This is a genomic window from Aquibium carbonis (assembly GCF_003970795.1).
Classification (GTDB): domain Bacteria; phylum Pseudomonadota; class Alphaproteobacteria; order Rhizobiales; family Rhizobiaceae; genus Aquibium; species Aquibium carbonis.
The window spans coordinates 1-18,939 of record NZ_RWKW01000014.1 but is presented as its reverse complement, the minus strand read 5'-3'; the positions used below and the strand labels follow the sequence as shown (position 1 = coordinate 18,939).

15 protein-coding genes and 1 pseudogene are annotated in these 18,939 nt (G+C 62.4%); 10 read left to right on the top strand and 6 right to left on the bottom strand.

Annotated features, from left to right (window positions below; all coding sequences use genetic code 11):
- Positions 1-14: 14 nt before the first annotated feature.
- A complete protein-coding gene (uxaC, locus tag EJC49_RS04500) occupies positions 15-1,424 on the bottom strand; it encodes a glucuronate isomerase (RefSeq protein ID WP_126698272.1) in 1,410 nt (469 codons plus the stop codon).
- Between the two features lie 351 nt (positions 1,425-1,775).
- Here uxaC and EJC49_RS04495 point away from each other — a divergent pair, with 351 nt between their 5' ends.
- Complete coding sequence (locus EJC49_RS04495; protein ID WP_126698271.1) at positions 1,776-2,132, top strand: septal ring lytic transglycosylase RlpA family protein; 357 nt, start codon at positions 1,776-1,778, stop codon at positions 2,130-2,132.
- Here EJC49_RS04495 and EJC49_RS04490 read toward each other — a convergent pair.
- The 4 genes from EJC49_RS04490 to EJC49_RS04475 form a co-directional block, all read right to left on the bottom strand.
- Positions 2,125-3,174: a D-alanine--D-alanine ligase family protein gene (locus EJC49_RS04490; RefSeq protein ID WP_126698270.1), complete on the bottom strand. Its 1,050-nt coding sequence runs from the start codon at positions 3,172-3,174 to the stop codon at positions 2,125-2,127. The genes EJC49_RS04495 and EJC49_RS04490 overlap by 8 nt on opposite strands.
- A gap of 200 nt (positions 3,175-3,374) precedes the next feature.
- On the bottom strand, positions 3,375-4,244 hold the full coding sequence (locus tag EJC49_RS04485; protein ID WP_126698269.1) for an SMP-30/gluconolactonase/LRE family protein: 870 nt from the start codon (positions 4,242-4,244) through the stop codon (positions 3,375-3,377).
- 56 nt (positions 4,245-4,300) lie between these two features.
- Positions 4,301-5,068: an SDR family NAD(P)-dependent oxidoreductase gene (locus tag EJC49_RS04480; RefSeq protein ID WP_126698268.1), complete on the bottom strand. Its 768-nt coding sequence runs from the start codon at positions 5,066-5,068 to the stop codon at positions 4,301-4,303.
- Between the two features lie 164 nt (positions 5,069-5,232).
- Positions 5,233-6,579 (bottom strand): putative bifunctional diguanylate cyclase/phosphodiesterase, encoded by a 1,347-nt coding sequence (locus tag EJC49_RS04475; protein ID WP_126698267.1) that lies wholly within the window; start codon positions 6,577-6,579, stop codon positions 5,233-5,235.
- A gap of 194 nt (positions 6,580-6,773) precedes the next feature.
- On the opposite strand from EJC49_RS04475, the gene gshB reads away from it, so the two are divergent.
- The gene (gshB, locus tag EJC49_RS04470) at positions 6,774-7,721 is read left to right on the top strand and encodes a glutathione synthase (RefSeq protein ID WP_126698266.1); all 948 of its coding nucleotides are present in this window, start codon (positions 6,774-6,776) and stop codon (positions 7,719-7,721) included.
- Between the two features lie 45 nt (positions 7,722-7,766).
- Here the strand turns inward: gshB and EJC49_RS04465 are convergent, their stop codons facing one another.
- Positions 7,767-8,108 carry a hypothetical protein gene (locus EJC49_RS04465; protein WP_126698265.1) on the bottom strand — a complete coding sequence of 114 codons (342 nt, stop codon included), beginning with the start codon at positions 8,106-8,108 and terminating at the stop codon, positions 7,767-7,769.
- 189 nt (positions 8,109-8,297) lie between these two features.
- Here EJC49_RS04465 and EJC49_RS04460 point away from each other — a divergent pair, with 189 nt between their 5' ends.
- The 8 genes and pseudogenes from EJC49_RS04460 to EJC49_RS04425 form a co-directional block, all read left to right on the top strand.
- Positions 8,298-8,846 carry a riboflavin biosynthesis intermediates N-glycosidase gene (locus EJC49_RS04460; RefSeq protein WP_126698264.1) on the top strand — a complete coding sequence of 183 codons (549 nt, stop codon included), beginning with the start codon at positions 8,298-8,300 and terminating at the stop codon, positions 8,844-8,846.
- Positions 8,847-9,246: 400 nt separating this feature from the next.
- Positions 9,247-9,498: pseudogene (locus EJC49_RS04455) on the top strand (magnesium chelatase domain-containing protein); the annotation flags it as partial.
- Positions 9,499-10,216: 718 nt separating this feature from the next.
- On the top strand, positions 10,217-12,358 hold the full coding sequence (locus EJC49_RS04450) for a hypothetical protein (protein ID WP_126698263.1): 2,142 nt from the start codon (positions 10,217-10,219) through the stop codon (positions 12,356-12,358).
- An 8-nt stretch (positions 12,359-12,366) separates the two neighbouring features.
- Positions 12,367-14,748: a site-specific integrase gene (locus EJC49_RS04445; RefSeq protein ID WP_126698262.1), complete on the top strand. Its 2,382-nt coding sequence runs from the start codon at positions 12,367-12,369 to the stop codon at positions 14,746-14,748.
- Complete coding sequence (locus tag EJC49_RS04440) at positions 14,748-15,206, top strand: hypothetical protein (protein WP_126698261.1); 459 nt, start codon at positions 14,748-14,750, stop codon at positions 15,204-15,206. The genes EJC49_RS04445 and EJC49_RS04440 overlap by 1 nt, the downstream gene beginning before the upstream one ends.
- Complete coding sequence (locus tag EJC49_RS04435; protein WP_126698260.1) at positions 15,203-16,792, top strand: hypothetical protein; 1,590 nt, start codon at positions 15,203-15,205, stop codon at positions 16,790-16,792. The genes EJC49_RS04440 and EJC49_RS04435 overlap by 4 nt, the downstream gene beginning before the upstream one ends.
- 164 nt (positions 16,793-16,956) lie before the next feature.
- Entirely contained in the window at positions 16,957-17,706 is a 750-nt protein-coding gene (locus EJC49_RS04430; RefSeq protein ID WP_245453260.1) for an ImuA family protein, read from the top strand.
- Positions 17,707-17,752: 46 nt separating this feature from the next.
- On the top strand, positions 17,753-18,939 hold a 1,187-nt coding region (locus EJC49_RS04425; protein ID WP_245453259.1), incomplete at its 3' end, for a Y-family DNA polymerase.

Sequence of the window (18,939 nt, the reverse complement as noted above, 5' to 3'; positions counted from 1 at the left end):
TTCCTGACTTTTCCTCAGAGCCGGTAGGCGGCCTTCGCCAGCCGGTATGCGAGATCGTGTGCGAGTTCGGCCGCCTCCTCCTCCACGAGCAGGCCGGCGCGGACCTGTTCGGCGAGGTAGCCGCAGTCCACTCGCCGTGCCACGTCGTGGCGCGCCGGGATGGACGGGAAGGCTCGCGTGTCGTCGTTGAAGCCGACGGTGTTGTAGAAGCCGGCCGTTTCGGTGGCGGCGGCGCGAAAGCGCTTCATGCCCTCCACGCTGTCGAAGAACCACCAGGGCGGGCCGAGCCGCAGGCACGGATAGACGCCGGCAAGCGGCGCCAGCTCGCGCGAATAGACCGTCTCGTCGAGGGTGAAGAGAATGACCGTCAGGCCGGGCTCCATGCCGACCACGTCCAGCATCGGCTTCAGCGCGTCGACGTAGGAGGTGCGGCGCGGGATGTCGAAACCCTTGTCGCGGCCATGGCTGGCGAAGACCGAGCCCGAATGGTTGCGCCAGGATCCGGCGTGGATCTGCATCACCATGCCGTCCTCGACGCTCATCTTCGCCATTTCGGTTAGCATCTGGGCGCGAAACAGGTTGGCGTCGGCGGCATTGGCTCCGCCCTTCGCGACACGGGCATGAAGCGCCGCCGCTTCGGACGGAGAGAGGTTGGCCGTGTCGGCGGTCGGATGGCCGTGGTCGGTCGCCGTCGCGCCGTGGTCGCGGAAATAGGCGCGCCGCCGCCGGTGTGCTTCCAGGTAGCCGCTCCAGTCGCTCGTGTCGCAGCCGGTAAGCGCGGCGAGTTGGACCAGGTTGGCCGCGAAGCCCTCGAACTCGGGATCCACGACCGCATCGGGGCGGTAGGTCGTAATGACGCGGCCGTTCCAGCCCGAGTCCTTGATCTGGCGGTGCCATTTCAGCGGGTCGAGCGCGCCTTCGGTGGTGGCGATCACTTCCAGCTTGAAGCGTTCGAAAAGTGCGCGTGGAAGATAGGCCTCTGTCGCGAGGCACTCGGCGATGTGATCGTAGTAGAGATCGGCGGTCCCCGCAGACAGCCGGACTTCCATTCCGAACAGGTTCTCGAAGGTATGGTCGAGCCAGAGCCGGGTCGGCGTGCCGCGAAACAGATGGTAGTTCTCCGCGAAGAGACGCCAGATCGCCCGCCCGTCGGTCTGCTCCACGCTGCCGTCGGCGCGCGGCACGCCGAGCGCGTCCAGGCTCACACCCTGGCTCACCAGCATGCGGAAGATGTAGTGATCGGGAACGACGATCAGCTGGGCTGGGTCGGGAAAGGCCGCGTTCTCGGCAAACCACCGCGGGTCGGTGTGGCCGTGCGGGCTGACGATCGGAAGATCCCGTACGGTCTCGTAAAGCGCTCGCGCCAGATCCCGCGCCGCGGAATCGAGCGGAAACAGTCGGTCATCGTCGAGCAGTGCTGCCACCTGGCCCGTTCCTCTCCCAGTCGACGGGCGCCTGTCGCTGCGCCTCTTGCCGTCTTGGTATGGCAGCCAAGCGGGAAGTGTCAATACAAGTTTGAGAAGTCATATGATGAATTTTCGAGTGCGCGAGAACTGGCACGCAGCGGCTCTCCGAGGCGCTGACATGACGCCTTCAAAAGCTCTTCGGGGGGCCATGAATGATTGTCCCGGCCAGCTTGGTCCGACGCAATGACAGCCGGTAGTATTACGTGAAGACTCCAAGAGTGACGGCGATCTCCGGAACCAAGGCTATCGATGAACACAATCGGCCTATAGCGAGCCCTCCGAACGCAACAACCGGAGTATCCCCACGGAATGGGACATCGTCTGAACGCCGCCGCAGCCATGATTGCGGCCTCGCTCGCCTTTACTTTCTCGACCGGGACCGCCTCCGCCCAATGTGGCGCCGCTTCCTGGTACGCGCTCACTTCGAAGACCGCTTCGGGCGAACGCATGAACCCCGCGGCCATGACCGCCGCCCACCGCTCCCTCCCTTTCGGCACCAAGATCAAGGTCGTCAACAAGGCGAACGGCAAGTCCGTCGTCGTGCGCATCAACGACCGAGGCCCCTTCGCCAAGGGGCGCGTGCTCGACCTGTCGAAGGCCGCCGCGCAGCAGCTCGGCTTCATCCGCTCCGGTCACACACCCGTCTGCATCGACAGGCTCAGCTGAGCCGCCGCGCCGCCGTCTCGGCGATCGCTTCGGCGAGCGACAGGTCCCACTGCCGCCGGCAATAGTCCCGGAAATCGAAGCATGGCAGGCCGGGGCAGACTTCGAACTCCAGCAGGTGGACGGAATCGTCCGCCTCGACACGGAAGTCTGCGGAAAACACGTCGCGCAAGCCCAGATGCTCCATCAGTTGCCCGCAGATGGTGCGAATTGCTGCATCCGCGCCCGGCTGGCGGCTCGCCACGCTGACGAGTTCCGGTTCGACGTAGCGTCCGTCCGCGCGTGCCGCGCTGCCGGTGTCTCCGTGGAGGGCGAGGCTGTCGGCCATCGTCTGGAAATCGCCGCCGGAATCGACGAAGACCGCGCCGACCGCCTTGGGGCCGCTGTCCGGTTCCACCGCCAGGAAGCTTGCCCGCACGTTTCGCCCGGCGACGTATCGCTGCACGATCGCATCGTCTCGGTAGTAAGAGTGAATTCGGCGGCTGATATCCAGCGCTTCCTCAGGTGTGCGGCAATGCGAATCCGGCCAGATGCCGATTTTCGCGCCAAGGCGGTTCGGCTTGACGAACCAGCCATTCTCGGTGGTCGGCGGCGGAGCGATCCAGTTTCCATCGCGTGCGAGGCCAGCCTCCGGCGTCGGCATGCCGTGTGCCCGCAGGACCGCGCCGGAGCGGAACTTGTCCTGACACAGTGCAAACAGCGAATCATCCGACCCCAGCACCGAAAGACCTTCCAGCCGGGCCAGCGCGGGCGCAGCGCCGCCGCGGAAATACGCGATGCCGTCGGTCATGGTCCACACCAGCACGTTCTGGCCATAGGCTGTGATCAGCCTCGGCAGGTCGTCGAGCGCCAGCGGCACGAAGCCGATGCCTCGTTGCTTGCATTCCCGCGCAATCGGCTCGAGTTCCGCCGCGATATCGGTGGACTGCGCAAGGTAGGAACTGATCTCGGCGGCGCGGTCGGGCGTATAGCCCTCGGCGGCCAGGCGCGCCTGGCAGGCGCGCTCGGGTTCGTAGACGAGGATCAGGATCGGCGAATCCAGCATGATGCCCCCGCCGGGCGCCTGTCGTTGGCCCGGAGTCTCGACGTTCGTTGTTTAGATGACCACTCGCGTCACCCCCGCGCGACGATCATGCATACATTAGGGGCAAAGGTCGCCCCGTTGCAATTCGCAAGTTGCCGTTGCGGAAGCCTATCCCGACATATTGTCGGCCGAGTGTCCGGTTTCCGTTCCGCATGGCCCTTTCAGGCGAGCGCCACCCTCGGATCGAAACGACCACGCATTGGCAGGTCGACCAGAAATGTCTGTCCTGCCAATGGTTCGCGGCCGATGTCGCGTCCACGCGCGGCCGAAGTGACGATCATGCGTTCGGCGTTGGGGCCGGCGAAAGCCGGGCAGGTCGATTGCTTCGCCGGGAGGGCAATGGTCCGGATCCGGTCACCACGCGGGCTCCAAGCATCGACCGCTCCGGCCGCCCAGCGGGCGTTCCACAACACACCCTCTGCATCCACGACCGAGCCGTCGATGTATCCATCCTGCCCGCGCCAATCGATGAACACCGACGGCTCGCCGATCGGGAGGCCCGTCGCCGGATCGCAGGAAACCCTCATCAGGAGCCCCGTCGGTGTGTCGGTAAAATAGGCGATCGTCCCGTCGGCTGAAAAGCAGATCGAGTTCGGCACGGTGACGTCGCGATAGAGCTTGCGGATTTCACCCTTGAGGAACCAGTATATTGCGCCCGCGGCCTTCTCTTCGCGCTTCGACATGGTGCCGATCCAGAAAGCGCCGCAGGGGTGGACGCGCGCATCGTTCGACCGCGTCGTCTCGTTCTCGGCCTCAAGCGGCGTATGGAGCGCCAGTGTCCCGCTGTCGGCATGGCGCCGGTAGAGCCCGTCCTCCGCTACGATCAACTGCGTACGCTCGTCGACGAACCCGAGTGCGCTAGCCATGAAAGGCAAGTGGTGCACGATGGTCTGGCCATCGGGAAAGGACCTCTCGAGCAGTCGCATCCCTTCGATATCGAACCAGAACAGCTTTCCGCTGGCCGGATCGTAGGAAGGCCCTTCGCCCAACGCGCAGCTGATATCGCACAGCACCGTGTAGCCGTCGCCCATCTTCGTTTCTCCTCCCCGCACCATTGCCTTCGCCACCGCCGCTTTCGGATCCCCGTTCAGACGCTGCCTGCGTCGACGATCAGCGTTTGCGCCGTCATCGCGCGCGATGCGTTCGAAGCGAGGAACAGACAGGGCCCCACCATGTCCTCGGGCTCGATCTCGATCTTCAGGCACTGGCGGTCGACATGCGCCTTCAGCGCGTCCGGCGTAACCCACAGCGCGCGCTGCCGCTCGGTCAGCACCCAGCCGGGAGCGATGGCGTTGACGCGAATGCCGAACGGGCCGAGCGCGCCGGCCAATCCCTTGGTCAGGCCCACCACGCCGCCCTTCGCCGCCGTGTAGGAGGGAAAGCCGCCGCCGTTGATCATGAAGGCGGTCGACGTGAAGTTGATGATCGACCCCTTGCCGGCGGCCTTCATCCCGGGCGTCACCGCCTGCACGGCGAAGAACTGGTGGCGCAGGTTGATCGCCTGATTCTCGTCCCAGAAATCCGGCGTGACCTCCTCGATCGCGTGGCGAGTATCGAGCGCGGCGTTGTTCACCAGCACATCGACCGGTCCGTTCTGGTGCTCGGCCATGGCCGCCGCGGCCTTCAGGGCGTCGATGTCGCGCAGGTCGGCATGCAGGAACAGCGCTTCTCGGCCGGTTTCCTCCTCCAGCCGTCGGCAAAGATCCCGGCTGGCACGGTCGGCGATGTCGATGAAGGCGACGCGCGCGCCCTGCCGGTGAAATCCTTCCGTCAGGCAGGCGCCGATGCCGGTTCCGCCGCCGGTGATCAGGACGGATGCGCCCTCGAGATCCGGATAGCGCACGTCGATTGTCATGCGGGCCCTCCTCCTGACTGCCGCGTCTCCTTCGTATGGGAGATTGTCTGCCAACCGGCAAGCCCCCGAACAACGGGCAGGGGTACAGACGACCCGGCGCAGCAGGCGGTGGACGAGGACGATTCCGCCAGTCGTGCAGGCGGGGAGAAGCCGCGTATCCGCAGCTAGGCGAAGGCCGCGCGGGCGCTGGCGGCATAGCCATGCACATGCGCGGCGGTGGCGTCGGCCCGCATCGGCCGGCCGAACAGGTAGCCCTGCCCCTTCTGGCAACCGAACGCGGCAAGCCGGGCGGCCTGGTCCTCGCATTCGATGCCTTCGGCCACGACGTCCTTCTGCAGTCCGCGGCACATGTCCAGGATGGCGCGCAGGATGTGCTGCGTCGGTGCATCGGCCAGCATGGAGGCCACGAACGCCTGGTCGATCTTGATCGTATCGAAATGGAGCTGCCGCAACCGCCCGAGGCTCGACTGGCCGGTTCCGAAATCGTCGAGTGCGATGCGAATGCCCGCCGCGCGCAGATCCTCGACGATTTTCTCAGCCGAGGCAGGTTCGCACATCATGCCGGTTTCGGTGATCTCGATCTGCAGCCGGCTCGGCGGCAGGCCGGTGTCCCGCAGGATCGTCAGCACCTGCTCGCTCGTGTTCTGGTCGACGAGCTGGGACGGAGAGAGATTGAAAGACAAGGAGACCTCCTCGGGCCAATCGACTGCTGCGCGCGCCGCCTTGCACAGCAGCACCTGCGAGAGCTGGCCGATGAAGCCCCGTTCCTCGGCGATGGGGATGAACTCGGCTGGCGAGACGACGCCGAGATCCCGGTCGGTCCAGCGTGCCAGGGCCTCGTAGCCCAGCACCTGCCGCGTCGAGAGGCTGACGATGGGCTGGAACCAGGGCTCCACCTCGCCGGCCGCCACGGCGCGGCGCAACGCCTGCTCGATGCCGGTGACACGCCTGGCCTTGTCCTCGATCTCCTGGGAATAGACGACCACCTTGCCGCGGCCGGTGCGCTTGGCATCGTAGAGTGCCGACTCGGCCTTGAGAATCAGGTCTTCGGCCGCTTCGGCAGCCGTGAAGTAAAGCGCGCAGCCGACAGAGGCCGACAGCCGGGCGCTGCGCTCCCCGAGGTCATAGGGCGCCGACAGCACCTCGATCAGGATGCGGGCCTGCTCTGTCGCCGCCGCCTCGCTGAAGGTGAGCGGCAGGAGAAAGCCGAACTCGTCTGCCCCCAGTCGAACGATGGAGCAGCGGTCGTCGGTCGCCGCCCGCAGCCGCATCGCCGCCTGGCGCAGGATTTCGTCGCCACAGCCCCTGCCGAAGAGGTCGTTGATGGGTTTGAAGCCGTCGAGGTCGATGATCCCCACGACGAAGGGCGCCGGGTCCGCCGCCCGGTCGTTGATCAGCCGCCTGATCTTCGCCAGGAAGCGTCGGTCGTTGCCGAGGCCGGTCAGCAGATCCGTCATGCCGACGTCCGCCGCCTCCTCCAGTCTCGCGATGCCTAGTGCTGCCGTTCTCATCCGATCCAGGGCCGTTGTCGCGATCGAAAGACCACCATGCCCCACCAAGCGTTTAGGAAGGGTGTAGCTCCGCGATGCTTCGGACGTCGGGTCCCGAGGTTCCTTCCGGTTGGGCCAGTCGCCGCTTGCGCATTGGCATGGCCGCGGCTTTTGTCTACATGGCGGGCCGATAGCCTGGCTCCGGAGGATGTTCGATGCCGCTCAGAATCGCCGTGCAGATGGACCACGTCGCCACCGTCTCCATCGCCGGGGACACCACCTTCGCGCTGTCGCTGGAGGCGCAGCGGCGCGGCCACGAACTCTTCCACTATACGCCCGACAGGCTTTCCCTGCGCGATGGCAAGGTGTCGGCCTGGGCTGAGCCCATGCAGGTGCGCGACGTCAAGGGCGACCATTTCACGCTCGGCGAACAGCAGCGTCTCGACCTCGCCGAGGTGGATGTGGTGTTGCTGCGGCAGGATCCGCCCTTCGACATGAACTACATCACCACCACCCACATGCTGGAGCGCATCCACCCGAAGACGCTGGTCGTCAACGACCCGGCCTGGGTGCGCAACAGCCCCGAGAAGATCTTCGTCACCGAGTTTCCCGACCTGATGCCGGAGACGCTGATCACCAAGGATCCGCGCGAGGTTGCCGCGTTCCGCAAGGAGTTCGGCGACATCATCGTCAAGCCGCTCTACGGTAACGGCGGCGCCGGCATCTTTCATCTGGCCGAAGCCGACCGCAACCTCGCCTCGCTGCTCGAAATGTTCGGACAGATGTTCCGCGAGCCCTATATCGTCCAGCGCTACCTGAAGGACGTGCGCAAGGGCGACAAGCGCATCATCCTGATCGACGGCGAGCCGGTGGGGGCCATCAACCGCGTGCCGTCCGAAACCGACTCCCGTTCCAACATGCATGTCGGCGGCCGGGCCGAGGCGACCGAACTCACGGAGCGCGAGCGGGAGATCTGCGCCCGCATCGGGCCGTCGCTGCGCGAGCGCGGTTTCGTGCTCGTCGGCATCGACGTGATCGGCGACTACATGACCGAGATCAACGTCACCTCGCCGACCGGCGTGCGCGAGGTGAAGAAGTTCGGCGGTGCCGACATCGCGGCGCTGTTCTGGGACGCGGTGGAGGGGAAGGTCGGCGCGCGCTGAGGCGAAGCTGGGATAGAAGACGCGGGGCCGAAGGCGCGCAGAATCTCACATGCGCGACAATCCGCGGACAGAGCATTGCCGTTCGGCCACGCTGAGGGCGCTGGCCCACTTCGACATCAGCCCAAACATGCCGCCGAAGCCAAGCTTAGCAGCTTCGGTTTCGGCCGCTTTGGACTCGCCCGAAAGAACGAGGCCAAAAATCGACCATTCCCTGTTGTCGAGAATCTCCTTCACTTTGCCGGCCGCGCAGGAACAATCTGACGATGATTGGCCCGTGACCTGCTGGCAGCGGCTAACGAAAGCGTCCTTGTAGCGGTCACAGCCGCTCAACATCGCGACCGACAGGATCGCAAGGGTCAAAACAAGACCACGTTTTACCATATACATTCACCTGTGAAATCGCTCATCTCATTGTTGCCTCCTACAATATGGATTGTAAGATTTTCCGGCGCGCCACGGCTATTTTAGCGATGGTAGAAATTAGTCCATTGCAGTCTTTAATTTTGTTTTTTAAAGTAATTAATTAACGTAGGTGTAGAGTTGGTGTCCGACGTTGCTGCACTAGAGGATCAGCTTATGGATTACGATCGCGCCCAACTTGAGGCCGCATTTCAAGCGAAGTCGCACTGGAAGTTCATGTTCTTCTGGGGACACCAGCCCGCTAAGGATGGACGGATCACATCCTCCTGCTTCAGCCAGTGGTGGCCTGCCTCATTCGAGGTGGGCGGCAATAGATATCCGACAGCCGAGCACTGGATGATGGCCGAGAAAGCGCGACTGTTTGGCGACGAACAGGCCGTGCAGAAAATCCTTAAGGCGGGGAGCCCGAAGCAGGCGAAACAGTTTGGTCGGGAAGTGCGCGGCTTCGATGAAGCGACATGGGATCGTGAAAAGCGCCGCATCGTCACAGAAGGCAGCTTCGCAAAGTTCGCCCAGAACAAGGCGCTGGGCACATTCCTCCAATCAACTGGTAGCAAGGTTCTTGTAGAGGCGAGCCCGGTTGATCGAGTGTGGGGGATCGGCCTTTCGGCAGAAGATGACCGGGCGGTCAATCCGCTCCTGTGGCGCGGCGAAAACTTGCTCGGCTTTGCGCTCATGAGTGCACGAGATCATCTACGGGGCTGACTGAGCCTCGCATCCGATCCAATAATTCGCTCCCTGGGCCTTCTAGGTCATTCCGCATTTATGGGCTCACGACCCAGTAGGAAGAGGTCAGTTCTTTATTTCTTCGTGGCGCGGCGTGCGTTCTCATGGCGGCGCGGGTCAGCATGGTGGCGTTCAAGGGCATCGAGATCGTTTTGGTCGGCGTGCAGGTGATGACCGCAGGGTTCGAGCGATGCCTTATGGACCATCCTCAGAACAGTCGCCTGACGCTGGAGTCGAACACCGGGACCGGATGCACGCCCCTTTCCCAAAGAGAATTAGCGGCGTTGCGCGTGTTCCTGAATTGTTCTTGCTCTACTTCGACTTCCGTGCTTAGCTTTGCCAGTACCTGTGGTAGCGAAGTCGCACGGGAGACGGAATTATGGTGTCACGCGTCAGCACGGTCGCCTTCCAGGGCATCGAGGCGGTGCCGGTGGACGTGCAGGTGATGATCGCACCCGGCAAGGTGGGCATGCAGATCGTCGGCCTGCCGGACAAGGCGGTGGCCGAGAGCCGCGAGCGCGTCCAGGCCGCACTCCATGCATCGGGCCTGTCGCTGCCGGCCAAGAAGGTCACCGTCAATCTCGCCCCGGCCGACCTGCCGAAGGAGGGTTTCGGTTTGCCCTATTCCGTTTAGCTATTCAAATCGGAATCTAGGTAGCGCAAGGCTTTAGTGCATTTGTCGCTTGAATAGCAGTTCCATACAAGTTCGCGCCGGAGCTGCTTGGGCACTCACTGATTGATCAGCGGAGCCCGCTAGCTCAGGAGGCTGCTGCTTCTGGTCCAGCGGGCGCAAGTTTGGGATAGAGTCTCGTCGTGAATCTCCGCCGGACCGCGACGTCCCGCCTCGCGGCCGACCCTCAAGCTATGGATGTATCGTGTGTCGGGGAGCCGGGCTCTCACGGTAGCGCCTCTCGGCTAAGGAATTGTCCTGCTAGGCGTGGCGTTGGAGCTGAACTCGCTGCCCTTGTCGCTGACGGGCATCCTCGGCCGATCGCGCGCAGCGATCAGCCGAGCCAGCTCGCCAACCAACTGCGCGTCTAATGGCGATGAGTCGACGACTAGCGTCAGGCAGTCGGCCGTGAAGGTGACTTGCCGCGAGGGATCGATGCTCGCTAACCGCGTCGACACGCCCCGCCCTTTTGACTGACATCCAGCGATATAGTATAAATTCGCCGAATCGCAGAAATGACTGCTGCAAATGCGTCGTGTTCAGCTTCGGGGCGTCGAATTTGAATCCTATTCACTAGTCTATCGAATCCTTTCTATAGCACATCGAATCCTTTTGAACTTCGCTTGGGATCGTCGCGATCAGTATCATTTCGGATCTTGGCTCTGTGTAGACAATATAAGTGAATGATATGCCTTCTAATAGGAAGACAAACTATCGGCTGCGCAAGGTTTCAGCCTTTGACGCCCAGCAGGAGATAAGGCTGAGGGTGAAGCGTGACCGCCAAGAGGAGCAGAGGGCGCGCCTCGCCACGCCACCGGAGAAGCGACGGGCGCCGCGCGGGAAGCCCGGTCCCTACTCGATAGGCTTCGTGGTGGGGAAGGAGATGCGCTATACATCTGTGAAACGCTGCCTTCCCGGATACGGACATGACTTCTGCATACGCCTCGCCAGCTCATTACAGCGCGGATTGAACGACAAGCCGTATCTTACGGCGAGGTCATGGGTGACGATCATCAACGGCTTCTTGGTCGCCGCGTCGGAGGCTTCCGAAGGAAGCTCCATGAAGACGCTGCATGAACAACTCACGAGTAGCGATCCAGCCGGAACTCACCCCGGCGTGCTTGAAGCGGCGATCGAAGAGGTGGCAGCGTCGATCGATAGTCCAGACGGCCCTGTCCGTCGACGGGACTTCAAGGGGCTATCCGACGTATTGGAGCTCCTGTCCGTCGACGGCATAGTCCCTGCGGTAGTGCGCCAGAAGTTAAAGGCAACGGCCAAGCCTTGGCATGGTGCGCGGACGAAAAGCCTTGCCGAACTCGGGCCGGATACCGTGCGGTTATCCGCCGTCAAGGTTGAGAGCCATGTGAGGGCCATGTGCGACCTGAATGTGAAGCGAATGGCGGCACTCCGCTCCTGCGCAGTTAGGGAGCTTCAGGACTGTCATCGGCAATTCCGTTGGGGCCAGGAAGCCATGGCGCGACCGGACCTCGCCGACATTCCGCAGATCAGGGAACTAGCGAACATGCAGCTGAAGGCAGGTACGCAGCAGGTTTACCTAGATATGAGGGAGAGGCTCTTCCCGAAAAGTGATCCAGACCGGGCGTTGGCAAGCCTCCTGAGGTACATCCGGGACGAACTCGGAGGGGTCATTCACTATCCAACTATGCCAGCGGCCATCAAGGGGCTCGTCATAGAGTTCGGTGGTCCACCATATCTCGTGCCGCTCTTGGAGGGCACCCCGAAGGCGCTGAACGCCACCCACGTTATTGTTCTCATCGATACGGAAATGAGCGTCGATCCAGTCTACAGGCTGGCGGCCGACCCGTTCGTGGGAAAGGCGCAAAGGGGCAAGCAAGAGATCACGACAGTCACCGGGTTGAAGATGAGGGCTCGGGGCGAGTTTACCGACGGCGACCTACTCGAAGAAACCGGGGTCATCAGAATCAGCAGGGCCGATGGTGAAAGCGTTTCCGGAACCGAAGCCATCAGGATCTGGAAGGAACTCTCCGAGCCGATAAGGCAGCGTGCCAGGAAGCAGGGCAACCATAATGCAGCAGAACACCTCTTCATTGCACCTTCAAGTTTCGGCAATTCTGGGCCCGTCGCGGCTTGCTCGCAATCGATTCATGGCTGGTTCAATGCCTTCCTCCAGCGCAATAAGGAGGACCCCGACATTGGCGGGTTGAAGATCACGCGGCGAATGATCCGCGCCACAGGCGTGCAGATCAAAGAGGCGCGCGGCGAGAGGCGGCATGCCTTGGCCGTCACCCAACACAAGGGCGATGGCAGAGTGTTCATGGGGTACACCGACGCTCCTTACCTGCGATCGGCATTGCTCGCTCAGATAAGGGAGTTCACCGCGCTTTTCGAGGCCATTTTGGTTAACCCGACCCCAGCGGTGGCAGAGAGGCTGCGAACCGATTTACCGACGCTGGAGGAACGTCGGTCACGGGCCGTAGCGACGGGTCTGGGCACGATGTGCGAGGATCCCTTCAGTGGTGTCGCGCCCGGGTCGGAAGAGGGCCAGGCATGCGATGTCTTCGAGTGGTGTCCGCGTTGCCCCGTTCGCTCGTTTAGGCCCCTGCAAAAGTCGATGGAGGACTTGTACCTGATGAACGCGAGGCTCCGCGAGGCGGAGCAACGCATGCTGGTTAACAATCCCGCGCGTTGGGAAAGAGTCTGGCTTCCTTGGCTCGCCATGACGGAAGCTTTTATTGGGAAGCTCAAACAGGGGATGTACGCTCCGGGGTGGCGGCGCGCCTGCTTAGCAGCAGAGATCCGCGTAGCCTCCGGAGAAACTCCTGCGGTCGTCATTCAATGAGTCCGACGATGGGCCGTCTCTCCACCGTCGGTCGCGTGAGCGGCCTATCCCGGACCAGTCATGCCAAGCTCGCAGACCGTCGAAGCCACGACGCGGTTCTCTGCACGATGGCGAGGCCTGCCTGGTTACAGAAGGGGGACGAACTGGAGTCAGACAAATGGCACATCGTGCTGGAGGATCCGAATAAGCTGCGTGATGCGACGGTGACAATCAACTTCCGCGTCCCGGTCGCTCCTGGACCTGTCTACCTGACAGACGCGGGAAGGGAAGACGACCTACTTACGGCGAAGCTCTACGTGATCCATGCCCTCTCGAATTTGCGCGAAGGCTGGATCGATTCCGGGAAGAGCCTAGTTAGGTCGTTCAACTCGTTTTTAGTCTTCCTGAGGTGGCGCCTCGCCATCGGTCTCGACCGGTGTGCAAACCTGACCGGAGACTTCTATGACCTATTCCGGGATACGCTCGAATTGGGGGGGCCTCGTGCCCTTTCGGGCTCAGAAGACAAGGCCCAGACTTACATTGCGGAGCTCCGCGAGAAGGGGTGGCTTCTCCCCGTCTATATGACGGGCGGCGCCAGAACTCTCGCTATGCGCACGATCCTGACGCGTCTAGGCTTCACGCACACGATGCAGATGTCATCCGCTGCCGTCCTGACGATCATTGGTTACCTGCGCGAGACTGATCCCATCGCCTTCGCCAATTATGAAGCCGCACGGCGCGCACCTAAGCGACCGCTACGTGAGGACACCGACAGGATCGCGGGGACATATCTGAGGTTGCTTCGCGTGTGGAAGTCGCTGTGGGATCTCCGACATCGATTGCAGCACGACCCGATCGGATACCGCGCGTTCACGAGCCAGCGAGCCTTGAATCAGGAAGCCGCGACGCTCGCGACCAGGTCTTGGGATAAGACACCCGACGCGCCTCCCTTTCAGACCTGCGCGCTCGTCAGCACTGCTCTTGAGTGGGTACTAGAATATGGGCCGGTGTTACGGCGGTTGCATTCCGATCTCGCCAAGCTCGGGGAAATGGAACGCGCCAAGCCCATGGATAAACGGACTTTGCGCAAGAGACTGCAACAGTTGCTGCCATCGTGTCCACCGAGGCATTCGAATATTGACGCGATCGAAATTATCCCAGCGTTCGGGACTCCGAGAACTCTACCCCCACACGCGATTAGCCTGCGCACTCTACTATTCGTGCTGATGCCGGCGGCATGCGCGATCGTGATTGCCACTTTCACTGCCCGCAGGCGCATGGAAATTGAAAGCCTTCGCACCGACTGCGTCGAACGTGATGCACAAGGCCAACCCTGGCTTTGGACTTGGATTGAAAAGAGCCTGCGCGATCTCGACCGGATACCGATTCCCGAAGGCGTCGTGCAAGCAGTCGACACGCTGATCTGGCTTGGAGATGCCGCTCGAACAGAAGCCAGCTCGCCGTGGCTTTTCGAGTTCCGCGATCTGCTCGGTTCGCAGCGGCCCGTCCAATTCAACCTTGAGAAGGCTCTGGACGCCTTCGTCGAGTTCATAAAACTGCCGCCGCTCGAAGATGGCACTCCGGTCCGGTTCCGCCCGCACATGTTCCGGCGATTTTTCGGCGTAACGTACTATTACCGCTTCGACGCGCCCAACCTCACGGCCCTTTCCGTGTTCTATATGCATTTTAATGCTGACGCGACACGACACTATCTTACCATGAACGCTAGGGGAGCGACGCTTCGCCTAATCGAGCAACGGGACTCCTCACGCGCTGTTCGCGAAGAAGCCAGGAAAATGACTGTGGCCGCCCGCGAGAGACTGTCCCACTTTGAAGCAGCTGGGCGCGGGTTCATCCGCGACCGCTGCTTGTCTGTTGCCAAAGGAACAATGTCGATGACGGGGCGCGGTGCCAAGGCCCTGACCAAGGTCTTTCAGGACATGGTTGCGCAGGCGGATGCGCGCGTCGCTCTGGCGGTGTCAAAGACTGCAGGGGAGAAAGACTTCAACGATATCCTCGACACCTTGTTGTCGGGCAGAACGATGGAACCAAACGCCCAAGGTCACGCCTTCTGCACCTGCGGTAGGGACGCCGTTGATCTTTTGGCCGCCAAGTGTCTGCAGGAGAGCGAGAAATGGCAGGTAGCGGGCGGGAGGCAGGAGACAGCGGCGACAGACGGATCAGGACCAGACGTCGCTTTCGCATCGATACATAACTGTGGGGCTTGCGTCCACGGGATTACCTTCCCCTGCAACAAGCCGGCTTGGTCTAGCGCGATCGCCGCCGAACATCAACTAGCCGACCATGGCCCCTCTGAACGCGCGCGAGAGCGGGCTACCAACCGCCTAACTCTGCTCGAGGAGGAGTTCAAACTACGCTTCCCTGAGCGCAGCGGAGAGAGGGACGGCTGATGACCGGAACAGCGAATAGCGTGAAGTCTCACCTTTCCCCAAAGGAGAAGAGATCGGTAGTTTTGGCCTCGCTGAGGCGCAAGATCGAACTGCTGGGCTCTTGGCTTGAGGATGGACTGCCGCCCGGTCAAACTTGGAAGAAGACAGTCAAAGAAGTGAGTGAGTGGGAAGACACAGAACTTGAAGTGACTAGATGGAAGAGTCCGAACATCACGGCGCCGAGTGGACCGAACCCAAACGAAGCGCGTGCGCTCGTCGCGTTGCTCAAGCAAATCAACACACCTGCTGCAACAAGCCTGGAACAAGAAAATCGCGAGCTTAAGGCGACGGTTAAGGCGCTCTCCGGCCAGATCGCTCGACTTGCGCGGCAACTTCGGGTTTCTGAACGAGACTTGCGCATAGCCAGCGCTCAGGCTTCGGAAGTGGCGTCAGCAACGCAAAAAATGGATGATAGATGAGTGCCCTGGCCGCCGAACCAGCACTGGAGTTTGCGGGGTCCGACTTCGAGATCGCGGGAAAGGCGCTGCCAGGCCACCCGTTCATACGCGACCGCAGGCGTAGAGTGCACCTGCTCTCAGCCGCCTACTTCTTTGAGTTACAGGCGAAGCAGGGGCTGTCCCCCGGTTCGATGCGGGACGTGGCCTACGTGATCATTGACTGGTTCCGTTTCCTCGACCGCCGGGGCTGTCGCTGGGACGCCCCGAAGGACGAACTTCTGTTCGACTGGAAAACCGGGATGGAGAACTCGGTAAAGATGGTGCGGACGGTGCGTGGCGGAATGGAGGAGGTACGGCAGGAAACGGCCTTCTCGCGAAGACGCATTATGCGCCGGGTGTGGGTCGTCTGGAATTACTACTTCCTGCTACAGAACCGCCTCGAACTGGTTTGCGACCTTATGGAAGACCCCGATAAGGGCAAGACCGGACCCGGCTACCCGCTTATGGTGAGGGTTGTGCCCGTCATGAACGCGCACGGGCGCGTCGTCGACGCTCGCATTATCCCACCCGTAGGGTACGGAACGGTGCCGAAGCGCAAGCGGAAGAAGCGACCGACTCCGGACGACGAGCAGATTGAGGAGGTTATGCAGAAGGTGCAGGAGGGCGCTACGGGGACCAAGGGCGCTTACGCGAGCGCGTGCCACTATTTGGCCGCCAGTTTCATGGCGCGTTGCGGCTTGCGCCGACAAGGCGTGGCTTTAGTAACCATCCTTGACCTGGAAAAGGCCCTGCTGGATCTCGGAGTGAATCATGCCACTATCTTTGGATCCGAAGCTGATCCCGCTACGCGGTCGATGGCTTCGCGGAAGCGGATCGACATCCTCGCTATCGTTGATGATCCAGTTTCTCAGGCAGCGGTGAGAAGCGCCCTAGAGGGAGCGAAACAGAAAAAGCACAGAAAGTACGGCTTTTTCGAAGTTACAGAAAAGAGCGGCCCACCGAATCTAGCGCGGATCCCTATCGATTTTATCTGGGAGTGCCTGCTGTTCATCTGGGACGCGCGTGCGCAGTTCGCCGCCGACTTTGTCGCCCGGAAGGCGGGACGCGCCACCTCGAACCACCTGTTGCTATCCATGAAGACGGGCCAAGGGTTCTCAGAAAAGTCGATTGGTAACCTAGTCAAGACCGCCTTCAATGACGCTGGCGTGGAGGGGAGCGGGCATCGGCTCCGGGCGCGATTTGCCGAACGGGTGTCCGAGGATGGCTACGCAAAAGAAAGGGCGCGTAATGGCCCCCTCGGTGATTTCAGGGCCGTCGAACTTGAGGTCAAGGAAGCCCTAAGGCAAGAAAGAGTGGAATCCCAGGCACCGTATATACACGCTGCGGTTCGGCGGGGCTCTCTGTTCCGCGGCGAGCCAGTGTTGCTGGAGGACAGCGAGGATGCGGGAAAGATGCGAGGGCTCGCTCAAGCGCTCAACGAGGGCGATAGCGAAGTCCGAGCTGCCCTCGATCTCATTCTACGCCGTTTCAAAATTTTCCCGGTTCCGGAACGGGACGGGTTCCTCAAGCCGCTTCCACGCAACATCGGGACGAACTCCGACCGCTGATCAATTGGGAGATCGCGATCGGTCCAGTGTGTTTTCCTAGGGCTTGGATATGTCATCCGTTTCGCGAGGGCGGCGCGTGGGTCCTAGCTCCACCAAGGATTTTGACTCGACGTCCGAACCAGAACAAAATAGGAACATTATCCGCAACAGATATGGTGAGGGCGATGTCCAAGGCGGACGTTGCAGCGCTGCGTTCGACTATCGCAGCGCTCGAGGCCGGCCGCCGGCAGGTACAGGAGGTCCTGCCGTTCGGGTTGAAAGAGGTCGACGGGAAGCTCCCGGGCGGCGGGCTTTCGCTTGGAGCGCTGCACGAGGTGGCGGGTGGCGGAAACGGTGCAGTGGATGGCGCCGCGGCGGCCCTGTTCGCGGCGGGAATCGCGGCCAGAACGAACGGACGAATCCTATGGTGCCTCACGAAATCCGACCTGTTTGCTCCCGCACTCGCCCAGGCCGGGCTCTCTCCGGACCGCGTGATCTACGTCGAGGCGGGCGACGAGAAGGCGGTGCTGGCATGTATGGAGGAAGGTCTGCGCCATGGCGGCCTTGGCTGCGTCGTCGCAGAAGTCGTCCATCTATCGATGACCGCCTCACGCCGTCTGCAGCTCGCATCCGAGGGATCGAGCACTATGGGCATCGCTGTCCGGCGGTGGCGACGCCAATCGGAGGCGTCGGATTTCGGGCAGCCGACGGCCGCGTCGACGCGTTGGCGCGTGTCCGTGCTGCCATCGCATCCGTTGCCCGTCCCTGGTGTCGGTCGCCATCGATGGCTGGTCGAGCTGATCAGGGCGCGCGCAGGCGAGAGCGCCGACTTCGAACTGGAAGCCTGCGATGACCAGGGTCGTCTCGGTCTTCCTTCCCAGATGGAGCATCGATCGGCACAGACGGGCCTCGGGCGGCGCTACGCGGCCGGGTAGCGCGCCGCTCGTCCTCGCAGGCTCGGATGGCCGCAGAAGAATCGTTATGGCTGCCGATGACGCGGCTCAGCGACAAGGACTCCGCTCCGGGATGCCGCTGGCCAAGGCGCAGGTTGTGGTGCCCGGTCTGCGGATCGAGGAAGCCGATCCGGCCGGCGATATCGACGCACTGGAACGCCTGGCATTCTGGGCTCTGCGGTACTCACCTGTCGTCGCCGCGGACGCGCTAGACGGGATTATCCTCGACATCGATGGCGCGGCGCACCTGGTGGGTGGAGACGAAGGTCTCGCGCGGGATCTCTATGAGCGCCTCGGCGCTGCGGGCTACACCTGCCAGATCGGCATAGCCGACACATGGGGAGCCGCGCATGCGCTAGCCCGCTTCGGACCAGACCCCATCAGCCTCGTCAAAAGGATTCCGCCCGAACGAGTGCTGGCTCCGATGCCGATTGCAGCACTCAGGCTCGAAGCGGCGCTGGTCGCCGAGCTGCGTTCCCTAGGATTCGAGCAGGTCGCTGACCTGCTGTCTCAGCCACGGGCGCCCCTGACTTTGCGGTTCGGCCCGCAGATCTGGAGGCGGATCGACCAGGCGCTGGGATTGGTGCCGGAACCGATCGATCCGGTCCGCCCCGCCGATATGATCGAAGTACGGCGCGCCTTCGCCGAACCCATCGGCGCAGCCGAGACGATCAAGCGATACATCGCGCAGCTCGTTGAACAGCTCTGCTCGCGGCTGGAGGAACGTGGCCAAGGGGCTCGTCGCCTCGACCTCGTTTGCCATCGCGTCGATGCCCAGCAGCAGTCCGTTCGGATCGGGACGGCCGTCCCCACACGAGACCGGAAGCGGCTCGTGCGAATGCTTTCCGACAAGGTGACAGAGATCGAGCCAAGCTTCGGCATCGAGCTGATGGCGCTGGCGGCCACCTGGACCCAGGCCATGGAGCCTACCCAGAACCTCTCATCCCTGATCGATCCCTCCGCGCCTGACGTGTCCGACCTCGTCGACATCCTCGCCAACCGTGTCGGCGAAGATCGCCTCTACCGCGTGGCGCCGGTGCCCAGCGACGTGCCGGAACGGAGCGTGGAAAGGATTCCCGCGCTTTCACCCGATCAGGAATCCGTGTGGTCTGGCAGCTGGCCACGTCCGGCACGGCTGCTTGCGCGTCCGGAACCGATCGAGACGGTGGCCCTCCTTCCCGATCATCCCCCAGCCTTCTTCACGTGGCGTGGCGT

Coding starts and splice junctions, on each gene's coding strand:
- EJC49_RS04495 (WP_126698271.1), top strand. CDS start 1,776: ATGGGACATCGTCTGAACGCCGCCGCAGCCATGATTGCGGCCTCGCTC.
- EJC49_RS04490 (WP_126698270.1), bottom strand. CDS start 3,174: ATGCTGGATTCGCCGATCCTGATCCTCGTCTACGAACCCGAGCGCGCC.
- EJC49_RS04485 (WP_126698269.1), bottom strand. CDS start 4,244: ATGGGCGACGGCTACACGGTGCTGTGCGATATCAGCTGCGCGTTGGGC.
- EJC49_RS04480 (WP_126698268.1), bottom strand. CDS start 5,068: ATGACAATCGACGTGCGCTATCCGGATCTCGAGGGCGCATCCGTCCTG.
- EJC49_RS04475 (WP_126698267.1), bottom strand. CDS start 6,579: ATGAGAACGGCAGCACTAGGCATCGCGAGACTGGAGGAGGCGGCGGAC.
- gshB (WP_126698266.1), top strand. CDS start 6,774: ATGCCGCTCAGAATCGCCGTGCAGATGGACCACGTCGCCACCGTCTCC.
- EJC49_RS04465 (WP_126698265.1), bottom strand. CDS start 8,108: ATGTATATGGTAAAACGTGGTCTTGTTTTGACCCTTGCGATCCTGTCG.
- EJC49_RS04460 (WP_126698264.1), top strand. CDS start 8,298: ATGGATTACGATCGCGCCCAACTTGAGGCCGCATTTCAAGCGAAGTCG.
- EJC49_RS04445 (WP_126698262.1), top strand. CDS start 12,367: ATGGGCCGTCTCTCCACCGTCGGTCGCGTGAGCGGCCTATCCCGGACC.
- EJC49_RS04440 (WP_126698261.1), top strand. CDS start 14,748: ATGACCGGAACAGCGAATAGCGTGAAGTCTCACCTTTCCCCAAAGGAG.
- EJC49_RS04435 (WP_126698260.1), top strand. CDS start 15,203: ATGAGTGCCCTGGCCGCCGAACCAGCACTGGAGTTTGCGGGGTCCGAC.
- EJC49_RS04430 (WP_245453260.1), top strand. CDS start 16,957: ATGTCCAAGGCGGACGTTGCAGCGCTGCGTTCGACTATCGCAGCGCTC.